General features: G+C 66.0%; 16 protein-coding genes and 1 tRNA gene. 12 read left to right on the top strand and 5 right to left on the bottom strand.

Annotated elements, in window-relative coordinates; translation table 11 throughout:
- Nucleotides 1–115 precede the first annotated feature (115 nt).
- The 10 genes from BMY29_RS15620 to BMY29_RS15575 all read left to right on the top strand — a co-directional run bounded on the left by BMY29_RS15620 (nucleotide 116) and on the right by BMY29_RS15575 (nucleotide 11,605).
- Nucleotides 116–1,279, top strand: a complete 1,164-nt coding sequence (locus BMY29_RS15620; RefSeq protein ID WP_049992265.1) for an acyl-CoA dehydrogenase family protein — start codon at nucleotides 116–118, stop codon at nucleotides 1,277–1,279.
- A 255-nt stretch (nucleotides 1,280–1,534) separates the two neighbouring features.
- On the top strand, nucleotides 1,535–1,909 hold the full coding sequence (locus BMY29_RS21200; protein WP_049992269.1) for a hypothetical protein: 375 nt from the start codon (nucleotides 1,535–1,537) through the stop codon (nucleotides 1,907–1,909).
- A gap of 166 nt (nucleotides 1,910–2,075) precedes the next feature.
- Nucleotides 2,076–2,444, top strand: a complete 369-nt coding sequence (locus BMY29_RS15610; RefSeq protein ID WP_049992266.1) for a hypothetical protein — start codon at nucleotides 2,076–2,078, stop codon at nucleotides 2,442–2,444.
- Nucleotides 2,445–2,559: 115 nt separating this feature from the next.
- Complete coding sequence (locus BMY29_RS15605; RefSeq protein ID WP_049992267.1) at nucleotides 2,560–3,615, top strand: lactonase family protein; 1,056 nt, start codon at nucleotides 2,560–2,562, stop codon at nucleotides 3,613–3,615.
- Between the two features lie 127 nt (nucleotides 3,616–3,742).
- Entirely contained in the window at nucleotides 3,743–4,702 is a 960-nt protein-coding gene (locus BMY29_RS15600; RefSeq protein WP_049992270.1) for a mannonate dehydratase, read from the top strand.
- 101 nt (nucleotides 4,703–4,803) lie between these two features.
- Nucleotides 4,804–5,832, top strand: a complete 1,029-nt coding sequence (locus BMY29_RS15595) for an LLM class flavin-dependent oxidoreductase (RefSeq protein ID WP_049992268.1) — start codon at nucleotides 4,804–4,806, stop codon at nucleotides 5,830–5,832.
- A 346-nt stretch (nucleotides 5,833–6,178) separates the two neighbouring features.
- Nucleotides 6,179–7,861: an acetate--CoA ligase gene (locus tag BMY29_RS15590; protein ID WP_049992157.1), complete on the top strand. Its 1,683-nt coding sequence runs from the start codon at nucleotides 6,179–6,181 to the stop codon at nucleotides 7,859–7,861.
- 133 nt (nucleotides 7,862–7,994) lie between these two features.
- Nucleotides 7,995–9,161, top strand: coding sequence for an acyl-CoA dehydrogenase family protein (locus tag BMY29_RS15585; RefSeq protein WP_049992158.1), 1,167 nt, complete (start codon nucleotides 7,995–7,997; stop codon nucleotides 9,159–9,161).
- Between the two features lie 110 nt (nucleotides 9,162–9,271).
- On the top strand, nucleotides 9,272–11,074 hold the full coding sequence (locus BMY29_RS15580; RefSeq protein ID WP_049992159.1) for an acyl-CoA carboxylase subunit beta: 1,803 nt from the start codon (nucleotides 9,272–9,274) through the stop codon (nucleotides 11,072–11,074).
- 42 nt (nucleotides 11,075–11,116) lie between these two features.
- A complete protein-coding gene (locus tag BMY29_RS15575) occupies nucleotides 11,117–11,605 on the top strand; it encodes a MaoC family dehydratase (RefSeq protein WP_338141413.1) in 489 nt (162 codons plus the stop codon).
- 69 nt (nucleotides 11,606–11,674) lie between these two features.
- On the opposite strand, the gene BMY29_RS15570 is transcribed toward BMY29_RS15575, so the two are convergent.
- The 3 genes from BMY29_RS15570 to BMY29_RS15560 form a co-directional block, all read right to left on the bottom strand.
- The gene (locus BMY29_RS15570; RefSeq protein WP_049992161.1) at nucleotides 11,675–12,598 is read right to left on the bottom strand and encodes an amidohydrolase family protein; all 924 of its coding nucleotides are present in this window, start codon (nucleotides 12,596–12,598) and stop codon (nucleotides 11,675–11,677) included.
- Nucleotides 12,599–12,921: 323 nt separating this feature from the next.
- Nucleotides 12,922–12,995 (bottom strand) — tRNA-Ile (locus tag BMY29_RS15565).
- 76 nt (nucleotides 12,996–13,071) lie between these two features.
- Complete coding sequence (locus tag BMY29_RS15560; protein ID WP_049992162.1) at nucleotides 13,072–13,674, bottom strand: FxsA family protein; 603 nt, start codon at nucleotides 13,672–13,674, stop codon at nucleotides 13,072–13,074.
- A gap of 171 nt (nucleotides 13,675–13,845) precedes the next feature.
- Here BMY29_RS15560 and BMY29_RS15555 point away from each other — a divergent pair, with 171 nt between their 5' ends.
- Nucleotides 13,846–15,489, top strand: coding sequence for a DUF255 domain-containing protein (locus BMY29_RS15555; protein WP_049992163.1), 1,644 nt, complete (start codon nucleotides 13,846–13,848; stop codon nucleotides 15,487–15,489).
- An 82-nt stretch (nucleotides 15,490–15,571) separates the two neighbouring features.
- On the top strand, nucleotides 15,572–16,375 hold the full coding sequence (locus BMY29_RS15550; protein ID WP_049992164.1) for a TrmB family transcriptional regulator: 804 nt from the start codon (nucleotides 15,572–15,574) through the stop codon (nucleotides 16,373–16,375).
- A gap of 26 nt (nucleotides 16,376–16,401) precedes the next feature.
- On the opposite strand, the gene mptA is transcribed toward BMY29_RS15550, so the two are convergent.
- Both mptA and BMY29_RS15540 read right to left on the bottom strand, forming a co-directional pair.
- Nucleotides 16,402–17,328 (bottom strand): GTP cyclohydrolase MptA, encoded by a 927-nt coding sequence (mptA, locus tag BMY29_RS15545; RefSeq protein ID WP_049992165.1) that lies wholly within the window; start codon nucleotides 17,326–17,328, stop codon nucleotides 16,402–16,404.
- 810 nt (nucleotides 17,329–18,138) lie between these two features.
- The gene (locus BMY29_RS15540) at nucleotides 18,139–18,786 is read right to left on the bottom strand and encodes a glyoxalase/bleomycin resistance/dioxygenase family protein (protein WP_049992166.1); all 648 of its coding nucleotides are present in this window, start codon (nucleotides 18,784–18,786) and stop codon (nucleotides 18,139–18,141) included.
- Between the last annotated feature and the right edge of the window lie 102 nt (nucleotides 18,787–18,888).

The raw sequence follows: 18,888 nt of genomic DNA, 5'->3' as shown, positions 1-18,888 counted from the left end.
CGTTCGGACGATCGAAGCGGTGGGCGGGTCCGCCGATCGGTGCCGTCCGTTCGATTCGTCTTCGCGTGATAATGTGTATCGCAATGCCTATTGTGCCGTTGGGAGACGTTCACGTATGCTGGATTTCGTTCAGCTCGAGGCGGACTTAGGCCAGGAAGAACGGTTGATTCGGGATACGGCCCGGGATTTCGTCGAGGAACGGGTCAAACCCGATATCGGTGAGCACTTCGAGGAGGGGACCTTCCCGACCGACCTCATCCCGGAGATGGGGGAGCTCGGATTCTACGCGCCCAATCTCGAGGGCTACGGCTCGCCAAACGTCTCGGAGACGGCCTACGGCCTCCTGATGCAGGAACTGGAGGCCGGCGACTCGGGACTCCGGTCGATGGCGTCGGTCCAGGGCGCGCTCGTCATGTACCCCATCCACGCCTACGGGAGCGAGGAACAGAAAGAAGAGTGGCTGCCGGCGCTCGGTCGGGGCGAGGCGGTCGGCTGCTTCGGGCTCACGGAACCCGAACACGGCTCGAACCCGTCGGCGATGGAGACCGCCGCGGAGAGGGACGGCGACGGCTACGTCCTTAACGGCTCGAAGACCTGGATCACGAACTCGCCGATCGCCGACGTCGCCGTCGTCTGGGCCCGGGACCGCTCGGCCGAGGACGACCCCGTCCGCGGCTTCCTCGTCGAGACCGACCGCGACGGCGTCACGACCAACAAGATCACCGAGAAGCTCTCCCTGCGCGCCTCCATCACGGGCGAAATCGGCCTGAACGACGTCTACGTCCCCGAGGACAACGTCCTGCCAGACGTCTCCGGCATGAAGGGGCCGCTGTCCTGTCTCACCCAGGCCCGCTACGGGATCGCCTGGGGCGCGGTCGGCGCCGCCCGCGACTGCTTCGAGGAAGCCCGCCAGTACGCCACTGACCGCGAGCAGTTCGGCGGGCCGATCGGCCGGTTCCAGCTCCAACAGCGCAAGCTCGCCGAGATGGCCACCCAGATCACGCTCGCCCAGCTGCTGGCCTACCGCCTGGCCGACCTGAAGGAGCGCGGTGATCTGCGACCGCAGCACGTCTCGATGGCCAAGCGAAACAACGTCCGGACGGCGCGCGAACAGTCCCGCGTCGCCCGCGAGATGCTCGGCGGCAACGGCATCACCACCGACTACTCGCCGATGCGCCACCTGGCGAACATGGAGACGGTCTACACCTACGAGGGCACCCACGACATCCACACGCTGATCCTCGGCGAGGAGCTGACCGGACTGCAGGCGTATCAGTAGCGACAGGGTCACCCACCGTCTTCCGTCCCGGTCCCCGCTTCGTTCTTCTCCGGCGGCGCTTCGGCACCGGCCAGGCGCGCCGGTCCGCGGGACACCGCTGCCGGTCCACCGTCCGGAACTTCGATTTCAGCGTGCGAACAGTACCAGGCTGAACGCGGACCTGACGATGCAGTGACCGATTACGTCGAACTCGTCGGACGGATCGATCGGACCACCGGTCCAGGGTTTATCAGGGAACCCGCGGCCAACGGGGGTATGTCGGATGGAACCCGACCCGCACGACGCACGATCTTGCGAACGCTCGGCCTCCTCGGTACGGGGACGGTCGCGGCGGCGACCGCCTCGGCTTCGACGGGGGACGCCCGACGCGGCCGCGCCGACGGCGCGACCCGATACATCGGCGTCGTCGACCGAATCGTCGACGGCGAACACGTCGTCATCCTGCTCGAGGACTGCGACTCCATCGTCGATCAGCTCGTCGTCTCGGCGGACCGGTACGACGACCTCTCGGAACGCGACATTCTCTTGACCGTCGTCGAGGACGACGACCTCCTGAGCTACTGTCACCTCTCGGAGAAACCGTCCGATTGCCGCGGTATCGGCGACTCCCGCTCTTCGTCCGGGGACTGACGCCGGGTCAGGTGCTCCACTGGTTCGGTCGCACCGTCGGTTCGGCGCTCCACGCGGGCCGCGGACCAGCGACCGCGTCCCGCCACAGCACTATCCTGTCTACAGACTCACGCACCCATAAGCCGCAAGTAACAGGGCTAACTTCCGAAAGCCCTTCTCACCGCATATGTCGGCCGTACCCTCGTTCGACGTGTTCGACGGGTTGGTAGACCGTCCCGGGACCGCCAGGCTACGGGCCGCGTTTTACGGGGTCTGGTTCGTCGACCTCGTCGCGACGATCATGTTCTTCGTCGTCCCGTACGCGTACGAGCTAAACCCCGTGACGGTCCTCCTGCACGACGTCTTCGGGCTCCCGGGCGTCGTCCTCGCGGCGCTCATCTACGCCGGCGTCATCGTCGTCATCGGCCACGTGCTCCCGCGGCCGCTGGACGTCGCCTTCGTGGTCGGCGTCGTGGCCCTGTACGCGCTCTTCGCGAGTAACAACGTGGTCCTGCTGGTCTCTCGCGAGCCGCTGCTCACGCCGATCATCTCGTAATCGGGCCGTCGCCGTTCGCCGTCGACGAGCCGCGAACTCCGTTTCCCCGCCTTCCGAGGGAGCACCGAAGCCTGAAGCCCGAAGACCGAAGCGAGTCGCTCTCGAACGACGGCGCATGAACCCGTCGCAGTTGGCGTTCGTCGGCTCGTACACGGACGACGGTGCCGCCGGACTCGCGAGTTACCGGCTTGACGGCGACCGGAATCAGGCGACGCGACTCGATGTCACCACCGAGGACGATCCGTCGTTTCTGGCCGTCCATCCAGATCTGGACGTGCTGTACGCAGTCTCCGAGACGGCCGCCGGAAGCGTCGTCGCGTACGAATTCGACCGCGAAACCGGTGCCCTCGACGCGCTGCACCGACAGCCGAGCGGCGACGCCGGTCCCTGCCACCTCGCCGTCGACCCGACCGGTCGATTTCTCTTCGTCGCCCACTACGCCGGCGGGAGCGTCGCCGTCCTTCCGATCGCGGACGACGGTCGTCCCGGCGAACCGACCGCCCTGGTCGAACATTCGGGATCGAGCGTGCACCCGGACCGACAGACGAGCCCGCATCCCCACTCGGTCGTTCTCGGGCCCGAGAACCGCGTCCTCTACGTCCCCGACCTCGGAACTGACCGGGTCGAACGCTACGAATTCGACCGAACGCGCGGCTCGCTCGAGGCGGCGCCCGACTCGGGAATCGAGATTCGCGACGGCGCGGGACCGCGCCACCTGACGTTCGGTCCCGACGGCCGAGCGGGCTACCTCTGTACCGAACTCGATTCGACGCTGACGGTACTCGAACGCGATCCGGCGTCGGGCTCGCTCGAGTCTCGCCAGGCGATCGACACCCTGCCGCCGACCGTCGACGGCGAGAGCACCGCCGCGGACGTGCAGGTTCACCCGTCCGGCCGATGGGTGTACGCCTCGAATCGCGGCCACGACAGCGTCGCGATCTTCGGCGTTCGCGACGACGGCACCCTCGAGGCGCGTGGCCACGAGCCGACTCGCGGAGAGACGCCGCGGAACCTCGCGCTGGACCCGACCGGGTCGCGGCTGTTCGCCGCAAATCGGACCGGCGATCGCCTGGTCGGGTTTCGGATCGACGACGAGACCGGTGGGCTCGAACCGACGGGCCTGGTCGAATCGATCTCTCGGCCGGCCTGCGTGCGCATTGTGTCACGGTGAGCGCCGATGGGCGATCGCGTCGCGGGAGGGCAGCGCGCCAGGCGACGGACCTCGGCGGACCGGCGGCCGCCGCTGCACGCAGAGGGAAGACTGAAGACCGGGCGCACTGATGCACCGGACGATTTCGATGGAACCCGCACTCGTGTTACCGCCCGACCCCGACGAGCGGTGGGATCTCGCCACGCAGGTCGGCGTCACCAGCGCCGTGGTCCACACCCTCGAGATCGGTGACGGCCGTCGTCCGTCCGACTACGACACGCTCCTCCGGTGGAAAAACCGCTTCGCCAACGCCGGGATCGATTTGGCAGTCGTCGAGGGCAGCGTCCCGCTGACGGACGCGACGCGTCTGGGGACGCCGGGTCGCGACGAGGAGATCGAGGAGTTCTGCCGATTCCTGCGCAACCTCGGGCGACTCGGCGTCTCGGTCGTCTGCTACGACTGGATGGCCGGCGTCCGCTGGGCGCGGACCGCGACGAGCGTGCCGGCCCGCGGCGGGTCGCTGACGTCGGCGTACGATAACGACCAGATGCGCCGCGGTCCGGAACCCGACATCCCGGAGATCACCGCGGCGGACCTCTGGGCGAACCTCGAGTACTTCTTGGAGCGGGTCGTCCCGGTCGCCGAGGAGGCGGGCGTCAAACTCGGCCTCCATCCCGACGATCCGCCGCGGGAGTCCGTTCGCGGCGTCCCGCGGATTATCAATAGCGTCGAGGCCTACGAGCGCGTGCTCGACATCGTCCCGAGCGAGCACAACGGGATCACGTTCTGCCAGGGGAACTTCGCGGCGATGGGCGTCGACGTCCCCGAGACGATCCGGCGTTTCGGCGACCGGATCAACTTCGTTCACTTCCGCGACGTCGACGGCGACGCCGATTCGTTCGTCGAGACCTGGCACGACAACGGCCCGACCGACATGCGGGCGGCGATCGAGGCCTACCGTGACGTCGGCTTCGATGGCCCGATCCGGCCGGACCACGTGCCGACGATGGCCGGCGAAGCCAACGACAACCCCGGCTACGAGACCAAGGGGCGGCTGTTCGCTATCGGGTACCTGAAGGGTCTGCTCGAGACCGCCGCGACGGAGTGAGAGCGCTGACCACCGTTCCGCGGCGACGAAATGAGTACTCGATCCGCGAGTAATTTCGCCGCGACGGCTAGCTATAGAACCTACCCCGTTGTGGCCGCCACATGGTCAGATTCGGCTGGTTCGCGTCGCTCGAAGAGTTCTCCCCCGCCGAGTGTCTCCGCCAGGTCGAACTCGCCGAGGAGGCGGGCTTCGACACCGCCTGGGTCAACGATCACTTCCACCCCTGGTTCGACCACCTCGCGGACGGCTCGCCGGCCAACGGCGGCAACTGCTGGGAGTGGCTGCCCGCCGCGCTCGAACGCACCGACGACCTCGTGATCGGCACCGGCGTCAGCGCGATCATCCACCGCTACCACCCCGCCAACGTCGCCCACCGCCTGGCGACGCTGGCCGAACTCTACCCCGACCGGATCTTCCTCGGTCTGGGGTCGGGGGAGGCGCTCAACGAGAGCCCGCTGGGACTGCCGATGCCCGAGTTCGGGGAGTGCGCGCGCCGGACCGCGGAGGCGATCCGGATCATCCGCGCGCTCTTCGAGGAGGAGTTCGTCGACTACGACGGGCAGTTCTGGTCGCTGAACGGGGCGAACCTCTACACGGGGCCCGACGAAGCGCCGCCGGTCTATATCGCGAGCAACGGCCCGACGTTCGCACGGATGGCCGGCGATCTGGGCGACGGCTACGTCACCGTCTACGAGTCTCCCGAACGCGTTCGCGAGGACCTGTTCCCGTCGGTCGAGCGCGGGATCGAGAAGTCCGACCGCAACGACTCGTTTACCGACCTCGATCGCTCGATCCACCTGCACGTCTCCTACGATCCCGACAGCGAGACCGCCGCGCTAGAGCCCTGTCTGCCGTGGCGCGGGACGATGCTCGACATCTTCTTCGAGGCCGATATCGCCGACCCGCGGACGATCAAGCGCCACGGAGATATGGTCGACCCCGACTACCTCGCCGAGCAGATGACGATCACGACCGATCCGCAGGATCTCATCGACGTGACCGCCGAGTACGTCGACGCCGGGTTCGACCACATCGTCTACCAGAGTCACAGCCCCGATCAGGAAGCCTTCTGCGAGATGGTACAGGAAGAGGTGTTCCCGAGTTTCGCTGACGCGACCGGTGCGCCCTGACCCGCCGGCGAACGACCAGGCGCCCGCGGACGAGGCCTCCCACGAGCAGTTTACCGCCACCGCCGCGTTCATCGCGGCGACTATCCGGGGCGCACAGACCCGGCGCGTAACGACGGACGGCAACGACGACGGACGGCGACGAGCCGATCGTGGCCGCGCGACGCGAATTCGTCGCCGACGTTCGAATGTTCCTCCTCGCAGAGTCGGCACAGCGATAGATGCCGTCATTCGTCGACGAGCGGGTCTAAAGCGCTCGTCGGATCGTCGACTTCCCCTTTTTCTCTCCGTGTCCTGTCGCGCAACCGGGCGAAGCAATTATTGCCGAGAACGATGCCTTCCGCGGTATATGCCATCAGATCACAACATACCCGACTACGAGCGGGCGCGGGAGAAGTTCACGTGGGAAGACATCTACGAGGCGGCCGACTGGGACGCGCCGACGGACCTGAACGTCGCCCACGAGGTCTGCGATCGCCACGCCGAGAACAAGGAGAAAGTCGCGCTGTACCAGGTCGACGAGGACGGCGAGTTGACCACGGTGACCTTCTGGGAGTTGGCCGAGCGAACGAACCGGTTCGCCAACGTGCTCGAGTCGCTGGGCATCGAGCAGGGGGATCGGGTGTTCTCCTACATGCCGCGGGTCCCCGAACACTACGTCGCGCTGGTGGGGACGCTCAAGCGCGGCGCCGTCTTCGGCGGCATCAACGAGCGGTTCGGTCCCGACGGCATCTCGTATCGCCTGGCGGACTGCGACGCGAAAGCGATCGTCACCACCGCGGCAAACCGCGAGACCGTCGCCGAGGCGCTCGAGGACGCGCCCTCCGTCGAACACGTCATCGTCGTCAGCGACGACGGGACGGGCATCCGGCGGGGCGACGTCAGCTACCGCGCCGAGATGGAGACGGTGAGCCGCGAGTACGAGCCGGCCGCCACCGGCGGCGAGGACGACGCCCTGCTGTACTACACCAGCGGGACGACCGGCCTGGCGAAGGGCGTCCTCCACAAACACCGGTGGGTCGCCGGCGTCGCGGCCACCCAGAAGTACGCCGTCGACCTCCAGGAAGGCGACTGCTACTGGTCGACGGGCGACCTGGGCTGGCTGACCGGCCCAATCAATACGCTCGGCGCCTGGTTCTGGGGGACCGCGCTGTTCACCTACGAGGGCGAGTTCGATCCCGAGGAGTGGGCCGACCTCCTCGACACCTATCCGATCTCGGTCCTGTTCTCGGTGCCGACGGCCTACCGGATGCTCCGCGAGCACGAGGACGTCCTCGACGACGTCTCGCTTAACCTGCGCCACGCACTCTCGATCGGTGAACCGCTCTCGGCGGGCGTCGTCGAGTGGGGCGAGGAGCGCCTGGGCGTGACGATCCACGACACCTACGGCCAGACCGAGACGGGGAACATGATCGTCAACAACTACCCGACGATGGAGGTCCGGCCGGGTTCGATGGGCAAACCGCTGCCCGGAATCGAGGCCGACGTCGTCGATCCGGAAACGGGCGAAATCCTCGAGCCTGGCGAGACGGGTGAGATCGCTCAGCGCGGGGATTACCCCTGTTTCTTCGCGGAGTATTGGGGGAAACCCGACCAGACCGCCGACTGCTTCGTCGATGGGCCGGACGGGAAGTGGTATCTCTCGGGCGACCTCGCGCACAAGGACGAGGACGGCTACTTCTGGTTCGAGGGCCGGGCCGACGACGTCATCCTCTCGTCGGGGTACCGGATCGGCCCCTTCGAGGTCGAGAGTTCGCTGGGCGAGCACGAGGCCGTCGCCGAGGCCGCCGTCGTCCCCAAACCGCACCGCGAGCGGGGCAACATCGTGAAGGCCTACATCGTCCCCAGCGAGGCCGCGACCCCCTCCGAGGACCTCAAGGAAGACATCCGAAACCACGTTCGCGACGAACTGTCGGCCCACGAGTACCCCCGCGAGATCGAGTTCCGCGACGAGTTGCCGAAGACGGTCACCGGGAAGATCCGCCGGACGGAGCTCCAGGACGAGGCGGCGGAGGAAACCGAGGCGGCCTGACGGTTCTCGCGGGCCGCGACGCCGTCAGCGACCCGTCTCTCGAGCACCGGCCGACCGACCCCAAGCATCGACGGCACCGACGATGCGGTAACAGCTATCACGACACGAACACCACTCACACGAGACGAACGCCATGAACTTCGAAGACACGCACGAACGAGCGATGATCCGGCAAACGGCGACGGAGATCGCCGAGCAGTACGGCCCCGAGCACTGGCGCGAGAAGGAGGAGAACGGCGAGTTCTCGCAGGAATTCTGGGACGAACTCGCCGCGGCCGGCTTCCACGGCCTGCTGGTCCCCGAAGCGTACGACGGCGCCGGCATGGGCATGGAAGAGATGGGCCTGGCCATGGAGACGCTCTGCGCCGAGGGCTGTGGCATGGCCGGCACTTGGTATCTGGTCTTGACCGCCGGGATGGCCGCGGTCGGGATCCGCGAGTACGGCACCGACGAGCAGAAAGAACGGTACCTGCCCGACATCGCGGAGGGGCGACGCAACTTTTCGATCGGCATCACCGAACCCGAGGCGGGGACGAACACGCTCAACGTGGCGACTCGAGCCGAAAAAGCGGGCGACGAGTACGTCCTCAACGGGAAGAAGGCCTGGATCACGTTCGCCGACCGCGCCGACAACATGATCCTCGTGACGCGGACGACGCCCCGCGACGAGGTCGACCGCGGCACCGACGGGATCAGCCTCTTCGTCGTCGACATGGACGACCCGAACGTCGACGTCTCGCCGATCCCCAAACACGCGATGAACTACTCCAAGTCCTGCGAGGTCTTCCTCGAGGACGTCCGCGTCCCCGCGGAGAACCTGCTGGGCGACGAGGACGACGGCTGGTGGGTGCTGGTCGACATGCTCAACCCCGAGCGGATCGGCTTCGCCGCCGCGGCGACCGGGATCGGCAGGCTCGCGGCTGACACGGCCATCGAGTACGCCAACGACCGCGAGATCTTCGGCGCGCCAATCGGCACCCACCAGGCGATCTCGTTCCCGATTACCGAGGCATACGCGAAGATGGAGACGGCGTCGCTCATGCGCGAGAAGGCCGCCTGGCTCTACGATCAGGGCGAAGACTGCGGCTACGAGACCAACGTCGCGAAGGCGACGGCCGTCGAGGCGGGCATCGAGGCGGTCGAGCACTCGATGCAGGCCTTCGGCGGCTGGGGATACGCGACGGAGTACGACGTCGAGCGCTGGTGGCGCGAGGTCAACCTCACGCGGCTCGCGCCGGTCTCCCAGCAGATGGCCTACAACCACATCAGCCGGCAACTCGGCTTCCCCAAATCGTACTGATGGTCACGTCACACCACCCCGACCGCATCCCGACGGGCGCCGTTCGTGTGGCAACAATCACCACAGTCGATAAGAACGACCCCCTCGTAGGACCCGTCTAACGGAGCAGCATGGAACTCAGAGTCAACACCACCGCAACGGACCAGGAGGCACAGGCGATCGCGAAGGCGCTCGCGGCGCACTTCGGCGACGACGTCGAACTCTACGCGAAGCGGGGCGACGAACTCCTCGCGACGGCCTCGCCGGACTCGAGCGGAGCCGACGCTGGGGCGGACGCTTCTCCGGCCGCCGGCGACGGCGGGACCCAGAGCGGCATCTCCGACGACGAACTCGGCCCGACCGACCGAGAGGCGACGCTCCGGGCGGAAATCGAGGATATCCTCGAGGGCGGCCCCGAGAAGTACCGGGAGCGACTCTCCGAGCAGGGCAAGCTGTTCGTCCGCGACCGACTCGACCTCTGGTTTAACGGCGAGGACGGAATCACGTTCGAGGACGGAAAGTTCGCCAACTTCGACGAGTGGCACCCGAGCGGGCGGGACGGCGAGTCGGACGACGGCAACCGGCTGCCCGCGGACGGGCTCATCACCGGCGCCGCGAAGTTCGAGGGCCGAGACGTCCACTTCATGGCCAACGACTTCACCGTCAAGGCGGGGTCGATGGCCGAGAAGGGCGTCGAGAAGTTCCTCCGGATGCAACAGCGCGCGCTGAAGACGGGTAAACCGGTGTTGTACCTAATGGACTCCTCGGGTGGCCGGATCGACCAGCAGACGGGCTTCTTCGCGAACCGCGAGGGCATCGGGAAGTACTACTACAACCACTCGATGCTCTCGGGCCGGGTGCCGCAGATCTGCGTGCTGTACGGCCCCTGCATCGCCGGGGCCGCGTACACGCCCGTCTTCGCGGACTTCACGATCATGGTCCGGGACATGTCGGCGATGGCGATCGCCTCCCCCCGGATGGTCGAGATGGTCACCGGCGAGCGGATCGACCTCGACGAGCTGGGCGGTCCGGACGTCCACGCGCGCCACTCCGGCAGCGCGGACCTGATCGCCGAGGACGAGGAACACGCCCGCGAACTCGTCGCGAAACTGCTCGGCTACCTGCCGGACAACGCCGACGAGAACCCGCCCCGGACGGCGGGGAAAGCACCCGCCAACTCGCCGGCGGGGATCGATTCCATCGTTCCCCAGGAGCCGAATCGCGGGTACGATATGTTCGACGTCATCGAGCGCATCGTCGACGCGGGGTCGGTGCTCGAACTTCGCCCCGAGTACGGCCCGGAGATCATCACGGCCTTCGCCCGGATCGACGGCCGGCCGATCGGCATCGTCGCCAACCAGCCCAAACAGCGGGCCGGTGCCATCTTCCCCGACGCCGCCGAGAAGGCCGCCCAGTTCATCTGGACCTGCGACGCCTACGACGTTCCCCTGCTCTACCTGTGTGACACCCCCGGCTTCATGGCCGGGTCGCAGGTCGAGAAGGACGGGATACTGGAGCAGGGCAAGCGGATGATCTACGCCACCTCGTCGGCGACGGTCCCCAAGCAGTCCGTCGTCGTCCGGAAGGCCTACGGCGCGGGGATCTACGCGATGTCCGGGCCGGCCTACGACCCCGAGAGCGTGATCGCGCTTCCCAGCGGTGAAATCGCTATCATGGGCCCCGAGGCGGCCATCAACGCCGTCTACGCGAACAAGTTGGCCGCGATCGACGACGAGGAGGAACGCCAGGAAAAAGAGCGGGAACTGCGCGAGGAGTACCGCGAGGACATCGACGTCCACCGGATGGCCAGCGAGGTCGTCATCGACGAGATCGTCCCCCCGAGCGCGCTCCGCGAGGAACTCGAGGGGCGGTTCGAGTTCTACGAGACCGTCGAGAAGGACCTGCCCGACAAGAAACACGGGACGATCCTCTGAACGGGTCGTTTCGCCCAGCCGTACGCACACGCTGCCACCGATATCGACACCATCGATTCCACCATGACAGGACTCTACTACGAGGACTTCGAGGTTGGACGGACCATCGACCACGAGCGCCGTCGCACGATAACGGAGAGCGATAACCAGCGCTTCTGCGACATGACGATGAACCAGCAGCCGCTGCACTTAGACGCCGACTTCGCCGCCGACACCGACTTCAGCGAGCGCCTGGTCAACGGACTCTATACGATGTCGCTGGCGGTCGGCATCTCGATCCCGGAGACCACCGACGGAACGATCGTCGCGAACCTCTCGTACGACAATGTCGAGCACCCCGAACCGGTGTTTCACGGCGACACGATCCGGGTGCAGTCGACCGTCACGGACAAGCGCGAGACCAGCGACGGCGAGCGCGGGATAGTCACCATGCACGTCGAAGCCTTCAAAGTGAACGACCCGGACGAACCGCTCGTCTGCGAGTTCGATCGGACCGCGCTCTCGCTGAAGCGGGCGCACGCCGAGGGGTAGCGACGGCACACGATGGCGACGGTGTGGTCGGTCGGGTTGCCCGACTGCGCACCGATTCTCGAAGACGAGTCACTCGGTCTCCAGACCGGGCAAATCGTCGAGCCCCAGGTACTCGACGGCCGTCCGGTAGAAGAGGTCCCGCGCCGTCTCGCGGGGGAGGTCCCGAGCGAGCAACTCGGCCCGCTCCTCGCGATACGGATACGGGATGTTCGGGAAATCGGAGCCGTACATGATCGAGTCGGAGAGTTCGACGAGGGTCTCGTCGGCGATCGACGACGGATCGAACCCCATCGTCTCCTCGGCGGCCGTCGACATCGCGAAGGTTGTATCGAGGTAGACGTTCTCGTACTCCCGCGCGAACTCGAGGAACGCCTCGGTCTCGTAGGTCCCCATGTGCGCACAGCAGACCCGAAGCTCCGGATAGGAGTCGAGCAACTCCGCGAACGCGTCCGCGCCGACGTACGGACTGTCCTCGAACATCGGCGCCGTCCCGCCGTGGTAGGTGATCGGCCGATCGTAGTCCGCCGCGACCTCCAGCGCCGGTTCGAGCCGCGACTCCGCGGGCCGACACTCCTGGACCGGACAGTGGATCTTCAGTCCCCGCGCACCGCCCTCGAACGCCTCGCGGACGACGCCCGCGACGTCCTCGTCGTCGGGGTGGACCGTCGCGAACGGAACCAGGCGATCCGACTCGGCGGCCCGGTCGAGCAGCCAGGCGTTCAGTTCGCTCGCCAGGCCCGCCTTGTGTGCGTACGGCAGCGCGACGTAGGCGGCGACGCCCGCCGAGCGGAGGACGGCTTCGAGCTCGCGCCTGGCGGTCGGATGGGAGAACTCCCAGCCGGCTTCGTCGCCGAGTGACCGTCGAATTGCGGCAGTGAGCCGTTCGGGGAGCAGGTGGGTGTGGGCGTCGATCGCGGGCCGGAATGCGGTCGAGTCGTCCGTCGTCTCGTCCTCGTCGGCCTCGGATTCCGGCCGGTGTTCAGGTGGCGACATGGCGATTTAGCAGCGGATCGGCGTGATCCGCACGTGTGACTGCCCGTAACACGATCCGTACCAATAGCTGTACTGCTTGGCGGTGATTTCGTCGCGTAGCCGCCAGTACGCCAGTGACGACACCACAGTCGTTCGAAAACGTGTCAGAAACTGCTAATCAGGAATAGTTCGTCGGAGAAGTAGTGGGCCAACTCGGATTTGAACCACGCGAAGACGGTCCTGCTCGCCTCCCTCCGCTCGGCTGCGCGGGCGTGCCACTTCTCTCCTTCAAATCGAGTTGGATCTGTATTCGCGGCTCGCGAATTTGCTCGCCGCAGAAGTAGTGGGCCAACTCGGATTTGAACCGAGAGCCTCCACCTTATCAGAGTGGCGCTCAACCTAATTGAGCTATTGGCCCGCGTTCGGCGCTTCGCACTCAATCGTTGCGGGGTGAAACGTTTAAGCGTTTCTTTCTTTGTTCCCCGTGCGAACCGCTACCGGGCGGAGGGGTCGTCGCGCTCGTCGTCCGTCTCGTCGGTGCGGTCGTCCTCGAACTCGATCGTGTACGCATCCTCGTCGGTCCCGTTGACGGTGTAATCGTCCTCGCCGAGGTCGTACGTCCCCCCGTCGGTCGACTCAGCGCGTCCGCCTGGCCCCACTCCCGTCCCGTCGCCGGGGAAGCCAAAGGTCCAGACCTTGCCGCTGGCGAACCCGTCCGTCTTCTTGTCCGCGTACGGGACGATCACGTAGCGTTTGAGCGCGGCGCGGATCGGAATCCGCGTGATCGGCACGGCCAGCAGGAAGCCGATCGCGTCGGTCACCAGGCCGGGCGTCAGCAGGAACGCTCCGGCGGCGATCAGCAGGCCTCCGTCGAGCAGTTCGTTCGTCGGCGGATTCCCCTGGGCCAGCGACCGCTGCATCTTGCGAATCGTCCGCCGGCCCTCGGCGCGGACGAGGAGCATCCCTACCAGGCCCGTCAGGACGACGAGCAGCACCATCCCGGCCCAGCCCAGGTACCCGGTCTGGCTCACGACGACCGCGAGCAAGACGGCGTCGAGAAACGGGATGAGCAACAGCGCGAAGATCCACCGGAGCATGTGTTAGTCTAGCCGGCGAAGGGTGAAAATCCTTTACTCTCGTTCCAGCGACGGAGTCGCGACCGCCACCGGCCCCGTCGGCGAGACCGGCGAGACGGCCGTCCCCGCTCCGGAACCGGCCGTGCCGTGCGCGAACGAAGGGCTTACCCTCGCGACGCGCGTCGCTCCGGTATGGACGATACGACGCGCGTCGAGTGGCGCGAGTGGGGCCAGGCGGCCTTCGACGAGGCCGCGGCGGCAGACGTCCCCGTCTTGCTCTCGCTGACTGCGACGTGGTGCGATCACTGCCACGAGATGGACGCGGAGACCTACGCGGAGCCCCGCATCGCGGCCAACGTCAACGACAGCTTCGTGCCCGTCCGGGTCGACGTGGACCGATACCCGCGCGTTCGCGACCGGTACAACATGGGCGGTTTTCCGTCGACGGTCTTTCTCGCGCCGAACGGCGAGGTCCTGACCGGGGCGGGGTACCTCGGTCCCGACGGGATGCGCCAGGTGCTCGACAGCGTCCGGACCATGTGGCAGACCAAAGGCAGCGGCGCGGCGCGGGTCCCCCGCTCGCTGCGCGACGACGCGCCGCCGGCCGGCGAGCTGACGGCCGACGTCGAGTCGGCTATGCTGGGCCAGTTGGACGAGACCTACGACGAGGTCGCCGGCGGCTGGGGCGGGAGTCCGAAGTTCCCGCTGCCGGACGCCCTCGAGTTCGCGCTGAAACGCGACCGCGAGATGGCCTTGCGCTCCTACGACGCGGTCAGCGCGAACCTGCTGGACGAGTACGAGGGCGGTTTCTACCGCTTCGCGAGCGAACGGGACTGGGCCGGCCTCCAGCGCGAGAAGCTCCTCGACTCCAACGCCGCGTTAGTGCGCGCGTTCGCGAACGCCTATCTCCTGACCGGGAAAGACGAGTACCGCGAGCCCGCCGAACGGACGATCGAGTACCTGACCGCCACTCTGTGGAACGGCAACGCCGACGCCTTCGCGAACAGCCAGGCGCCCGGCGATGACGACGCCCACAGCCTCGATCCGACCGACCGATCGGCCGCCGACGAGCCGCCGATCGACGAGGGCGTCTTCGCCGGCCCGAACGGCCTGGCGATCGAAGGGCTGCTCACCTACTACGCCTACACCGACGACGAGCGCGCCCGCCGGTACGCCGAGCGCGCGCTCGCGACCCTCCGCGAGGACCTACTGGCCGACGGCGTCGTGGCGCACACGCTCGCCGGTGACGACGCCGACGACCGCGTCTGCCTGCTCGCGAACCAGGCGCGAACCCTGGCGGCGCTGACGACGGCCGCGAGCACGATCGATTCGGCCGTGCTCGCCGATGCGACGGCGGTTGCGGATGCGACGATCGACCGGCTCCGCGACGGGAACTCGTTTATCGACGGGCCTACCGAGGGCGTCGGGCTGCTCGAGCAGCCGCTACGACCGCTGGATTCCAACGTCGCCGTCGCCGACGCGTTGCTCGACCTGGCGGTCCTGACCGGCGACGATCGCTACCGCGCGGTCGCACGCGAAACGCTCGCGGCCTTCGCGGGAGCCAGCGACCGGTTCGGCGTTCAGGTCGCCCGCTACGGGACGACCGTCTCGCGGCTGCTCGAGGGACCGTTGGTGATCCGGGTCGCCGACGGACCCGGCTCGGACCTCCACCGCGCGGCGCTCCGGATGGCCGACCACGAGAAGGTCGTCGTGCCCGACGCCGACGAAGCGGCCCTCGCCGACGGGACCGCGCGGGTCGAACGGGGCGACCGCGCGTCGGCTCCAGCCGAAACTCCGGACGAGTTGAGCGAGCGCGTACAGTCCGTTCTCAACTAACGTTCGGCCCCGAACCGGCCGAACTCGTCCGCGCGCCAAACTACCACAGCGTTTATGTTTCTTCGGTGGGTTGCTACCCGACATGGCCACTCTTAGGGATCTCGGGCTCTCGGAGTACGAAGCTCGGGCCTACCGTTCGCTCCTCACTACGGGCCCCACAACGGCCAAGGAGTTGTCGCGAGCGAGCGACGTGCCGATGGGGCGGATCTACGACGTGCTGAACAGTATCGAACAGTACAACCTGGTCCGCAGCCAGACCGCGAGCCGCCCGAAGAAGTACGTCGCCGTCGAGCCCTCGACGGCGCTCGATCGACTCCTCGAGGACAAGAAGCGCGAACTCGAGGAGAAGGCCGAGCAGTACGAGTCGATCGTCGACGACCTGGCGAACGAACTCGACGCGGCCGAACCGGTCGAGGAGCAGTTCTGGACCGCCGCCGTCGGGCCCGACGAGACGCTCGATCTGCTGTTAGAGCGGCTCGCAGCAGCCGACCGCGATATTGTGATGGTGTCGTCGCATCCCTCGCCGCAGTGGAACATCCAGACCGTCAGCGAGGAGATCACCGCGCAACTCGAGGACGCCCTCGACCGGGGCGTGTCCGTCGACCTGCTAATGACCCGCGAGATGGTCGGGTCGATTTCCGAAGAAGTCGGGCGACGCTACCGGGAGACCCTCCAGCAGCGCGAGGACTTCGACGTGCGAACCCACGACGACGTCACGGGCTCGTTCAACATCATCGACGGCGTCGAGGTCTGCATTCAGGTTCCCAACCCCCTCTCTTCGGGCGAGGCGTTCGGGATGATCGACCTCAAGGATCCGGAGTTTGCCGCCAACGTTCACGAGGAGTTCGTCCCGCGGTGGGAGGAAGCGGAGCCGCTCCAGTTCTAATCCGCAATCAAGTCTATTCCGCCCATCTAGCCCTCGATTTCCTCGCGCAGCGTCTCCATCTCGACGACGCGCTCGGCGTGGGCGTTGTGCTGGTGGATCGACTCGTCGTTGGACTGGCTCATCGTGATGACCGCATCGTCCGGGAGGTGATCGAACTCGTCGACGACGCCCTCGGCCATCGAGCGCACGCAGTCCTCGACGAACTTCGCGTCCGCGTGGGCCTCGTAGGTCATGTGATCCTCGTCGGGGCGCTTCGCGAGGTTGTAGATCCGCGCGCTCATCGAGTCGCGGGCGACGTCGATGACGTCGTTCAGATCGACGTCGGGGTCGCCGTTGGCCTCGACGGTCAGCGTCGCGTGCCCCCGCTGGGAGTGGCCCGGCTGGGGCACTTCCTCTAAGAACTCCGTGATCGTCTCCTCCTCGACGCCCAGATCCTCGAGGGTTTGCTTCGCGCGCGCGGCGGACATCCCCTGCGAGCACGGACAGACAGTCATCCCCGTGACCTTCGCGCCGATCTTCTCGCGGGTGCCGTCCTCGGTCGCGGTCGCCGAAGCCACGATATCGACGGTGTGTTGGGTCTCGCGGTCGCTCGCGGGCGTCTGCTCGCGGCGCATGAACTCCGCCTCCATCGAGACCTCCGCCTTCGAGGTGTAGTCGTGTTTCTCGAGGAGCCGCTCGGCGGCGTCGCCACAGACCTCCTCGACGCGGTAGGCCTCCTCGCGGGTCGCGTCCTCTAAGATCTCGTCGATGACCTCCATGTTGCGGCTCATGTCCGCGCCCTTTCGCCAGGCGGGGAGGTCGACGAAGACCTCGAACTCGGCGGTGAGCACGATCGGGCGCTTGTCCTCGCGGGCGATCTTGACGAGCTTGTCGACGCCGGTGACGCCGACCTGGCTCAGTCCGACGGTGACGTCGGGCGACGTTGCCTGCACGTCGGGAAGCTGGTGACTCATTGTCCGCATTCAGGGCAGTGGCCGATTAGACCTTTCGGAACCAGTAGTCGGCCGGTCTCGCGAACGTCAGGATCCGAACTCGAGCTCGCTTTAAGTGATTCTGGTCACAAGGTGAAGCTATGACGGGACGACGGCCGTTCTTCTGCATTCACATTCGGTACCGGCGAGTCCGATGTCCGATCGTCGACGACTCATCGCCAGGGTTCCCAGGATTCGCTCGTTCTTTAAGTGTCTCTGGTCACAAGGTGTAGCTACGACGGGAGAACGGACGCTTCTCGCCGGCAATCGAACTGCCAGCACTGCGTCTGCCCTCGGTAAACCCGATTCGTATTCTGTCAGTTACTCGGATGTTCTCGAGGTTCCCTCATGGCGTCGCTGCCACCGATGCCGACGTTTCTTTAAGTGGTTCTGGCCATAAGGTGGAGCTATGACGGGAAGTCGTCGTTCTCGAAGTCCACATTCGATAGTTGCGACGCCGTCTCTCGTCCGGCCACTGCATCCAGATCAGAAATCGAGATCGCTTTAAGTGGTTCTGATTATAAGGTGAAGATACGACGGGAGAACGTCGCTTCTCGGATCCGTATCGACTTCGAGTGAGCAGCCACGCGTTCGTCGTCAGAGTTGCGTAATGGAGTGGCGACGTCCCGCGCTTCTTTAACAGTAGTTGGCAAGACGATTTCTTCATTTAGAATTAGTCGCGAAACTCGCGTTTAGTGGCGGGACTGCACGTCCCGATGTACATCTCCCTCAGATTTTGCGGTGTTCGAGAATAACTAACCGGCCAGACACAGCGGGATCACAAATCGGGTATCACTTCGCCTCCTCAGGAGTTTCGGACGCCGAATCAGCCGCGAGAGTGGATGCCCGGATAGTCAACCCGCCTGGAAACGCCTGTCCACCCAATGTCGCCTTCGGAACGTGCGGTTGGCTCTCCCCCTTCCGAATGCTGACTCCTGAAATATGACCAAGAACGCTCTGTAGCCCGTCCTCTACTTCCGATGGGGATGGAACGGTCAACACGACGTTCTCAAATCGGCTTTCTTCCCATGACCCGAGAGTGGTTGCGATTCGCCCATCCTCTGGATGAACTTCGATACGGAACCCCCACGGCGGAATGAGGAACGTCCGAGGGCCATCAACCCCTTGAACAGTCCAGTCCGCTTTCTTGGCCCGCTCGATAATCACGTCGAACGCGGACGTCACAATCCCGAGGTGGTCGAATTGTACGTGTTTGCCCCGAGTGAAGGTAACATTCGCGTATCCCCGTTGCGCGTCTTGCAGTCGGAGCCGAAACCCTTCCGGAGGTTCCTCACCTGGCTCGACTGCGACCGTTTCGCCGTCGACTGACCCAAATCTAGCGCGAAGCGGGAGTCCATTATCCGCCAGTACCTGTTCCGCGTATTCGACATCGGGAACGTGGTAGTGCAGGTGGAACAGCCGTGTGTCAGGCATGTCCATACGAAACTACTGCCGTTCTCTGATATAAGGGTACTTAGTACTCGATGCGCGGATCATCGTTGCTCAATTCGCAGACGTAGTTGCCACATCATCGGATTCAGT

It is taken from the genome of Natrinema salifodinae (assembly GCF_900110455.1).
Lineage (GTDB): Archaea > Halobacteriota > Halobacteria > Halobacteriales > Natrialbaceae > Natrinema > Natrinema salifodinae.
This window is presented reverse-complemented; position numbering and strand designations above follow the sequence as displayed.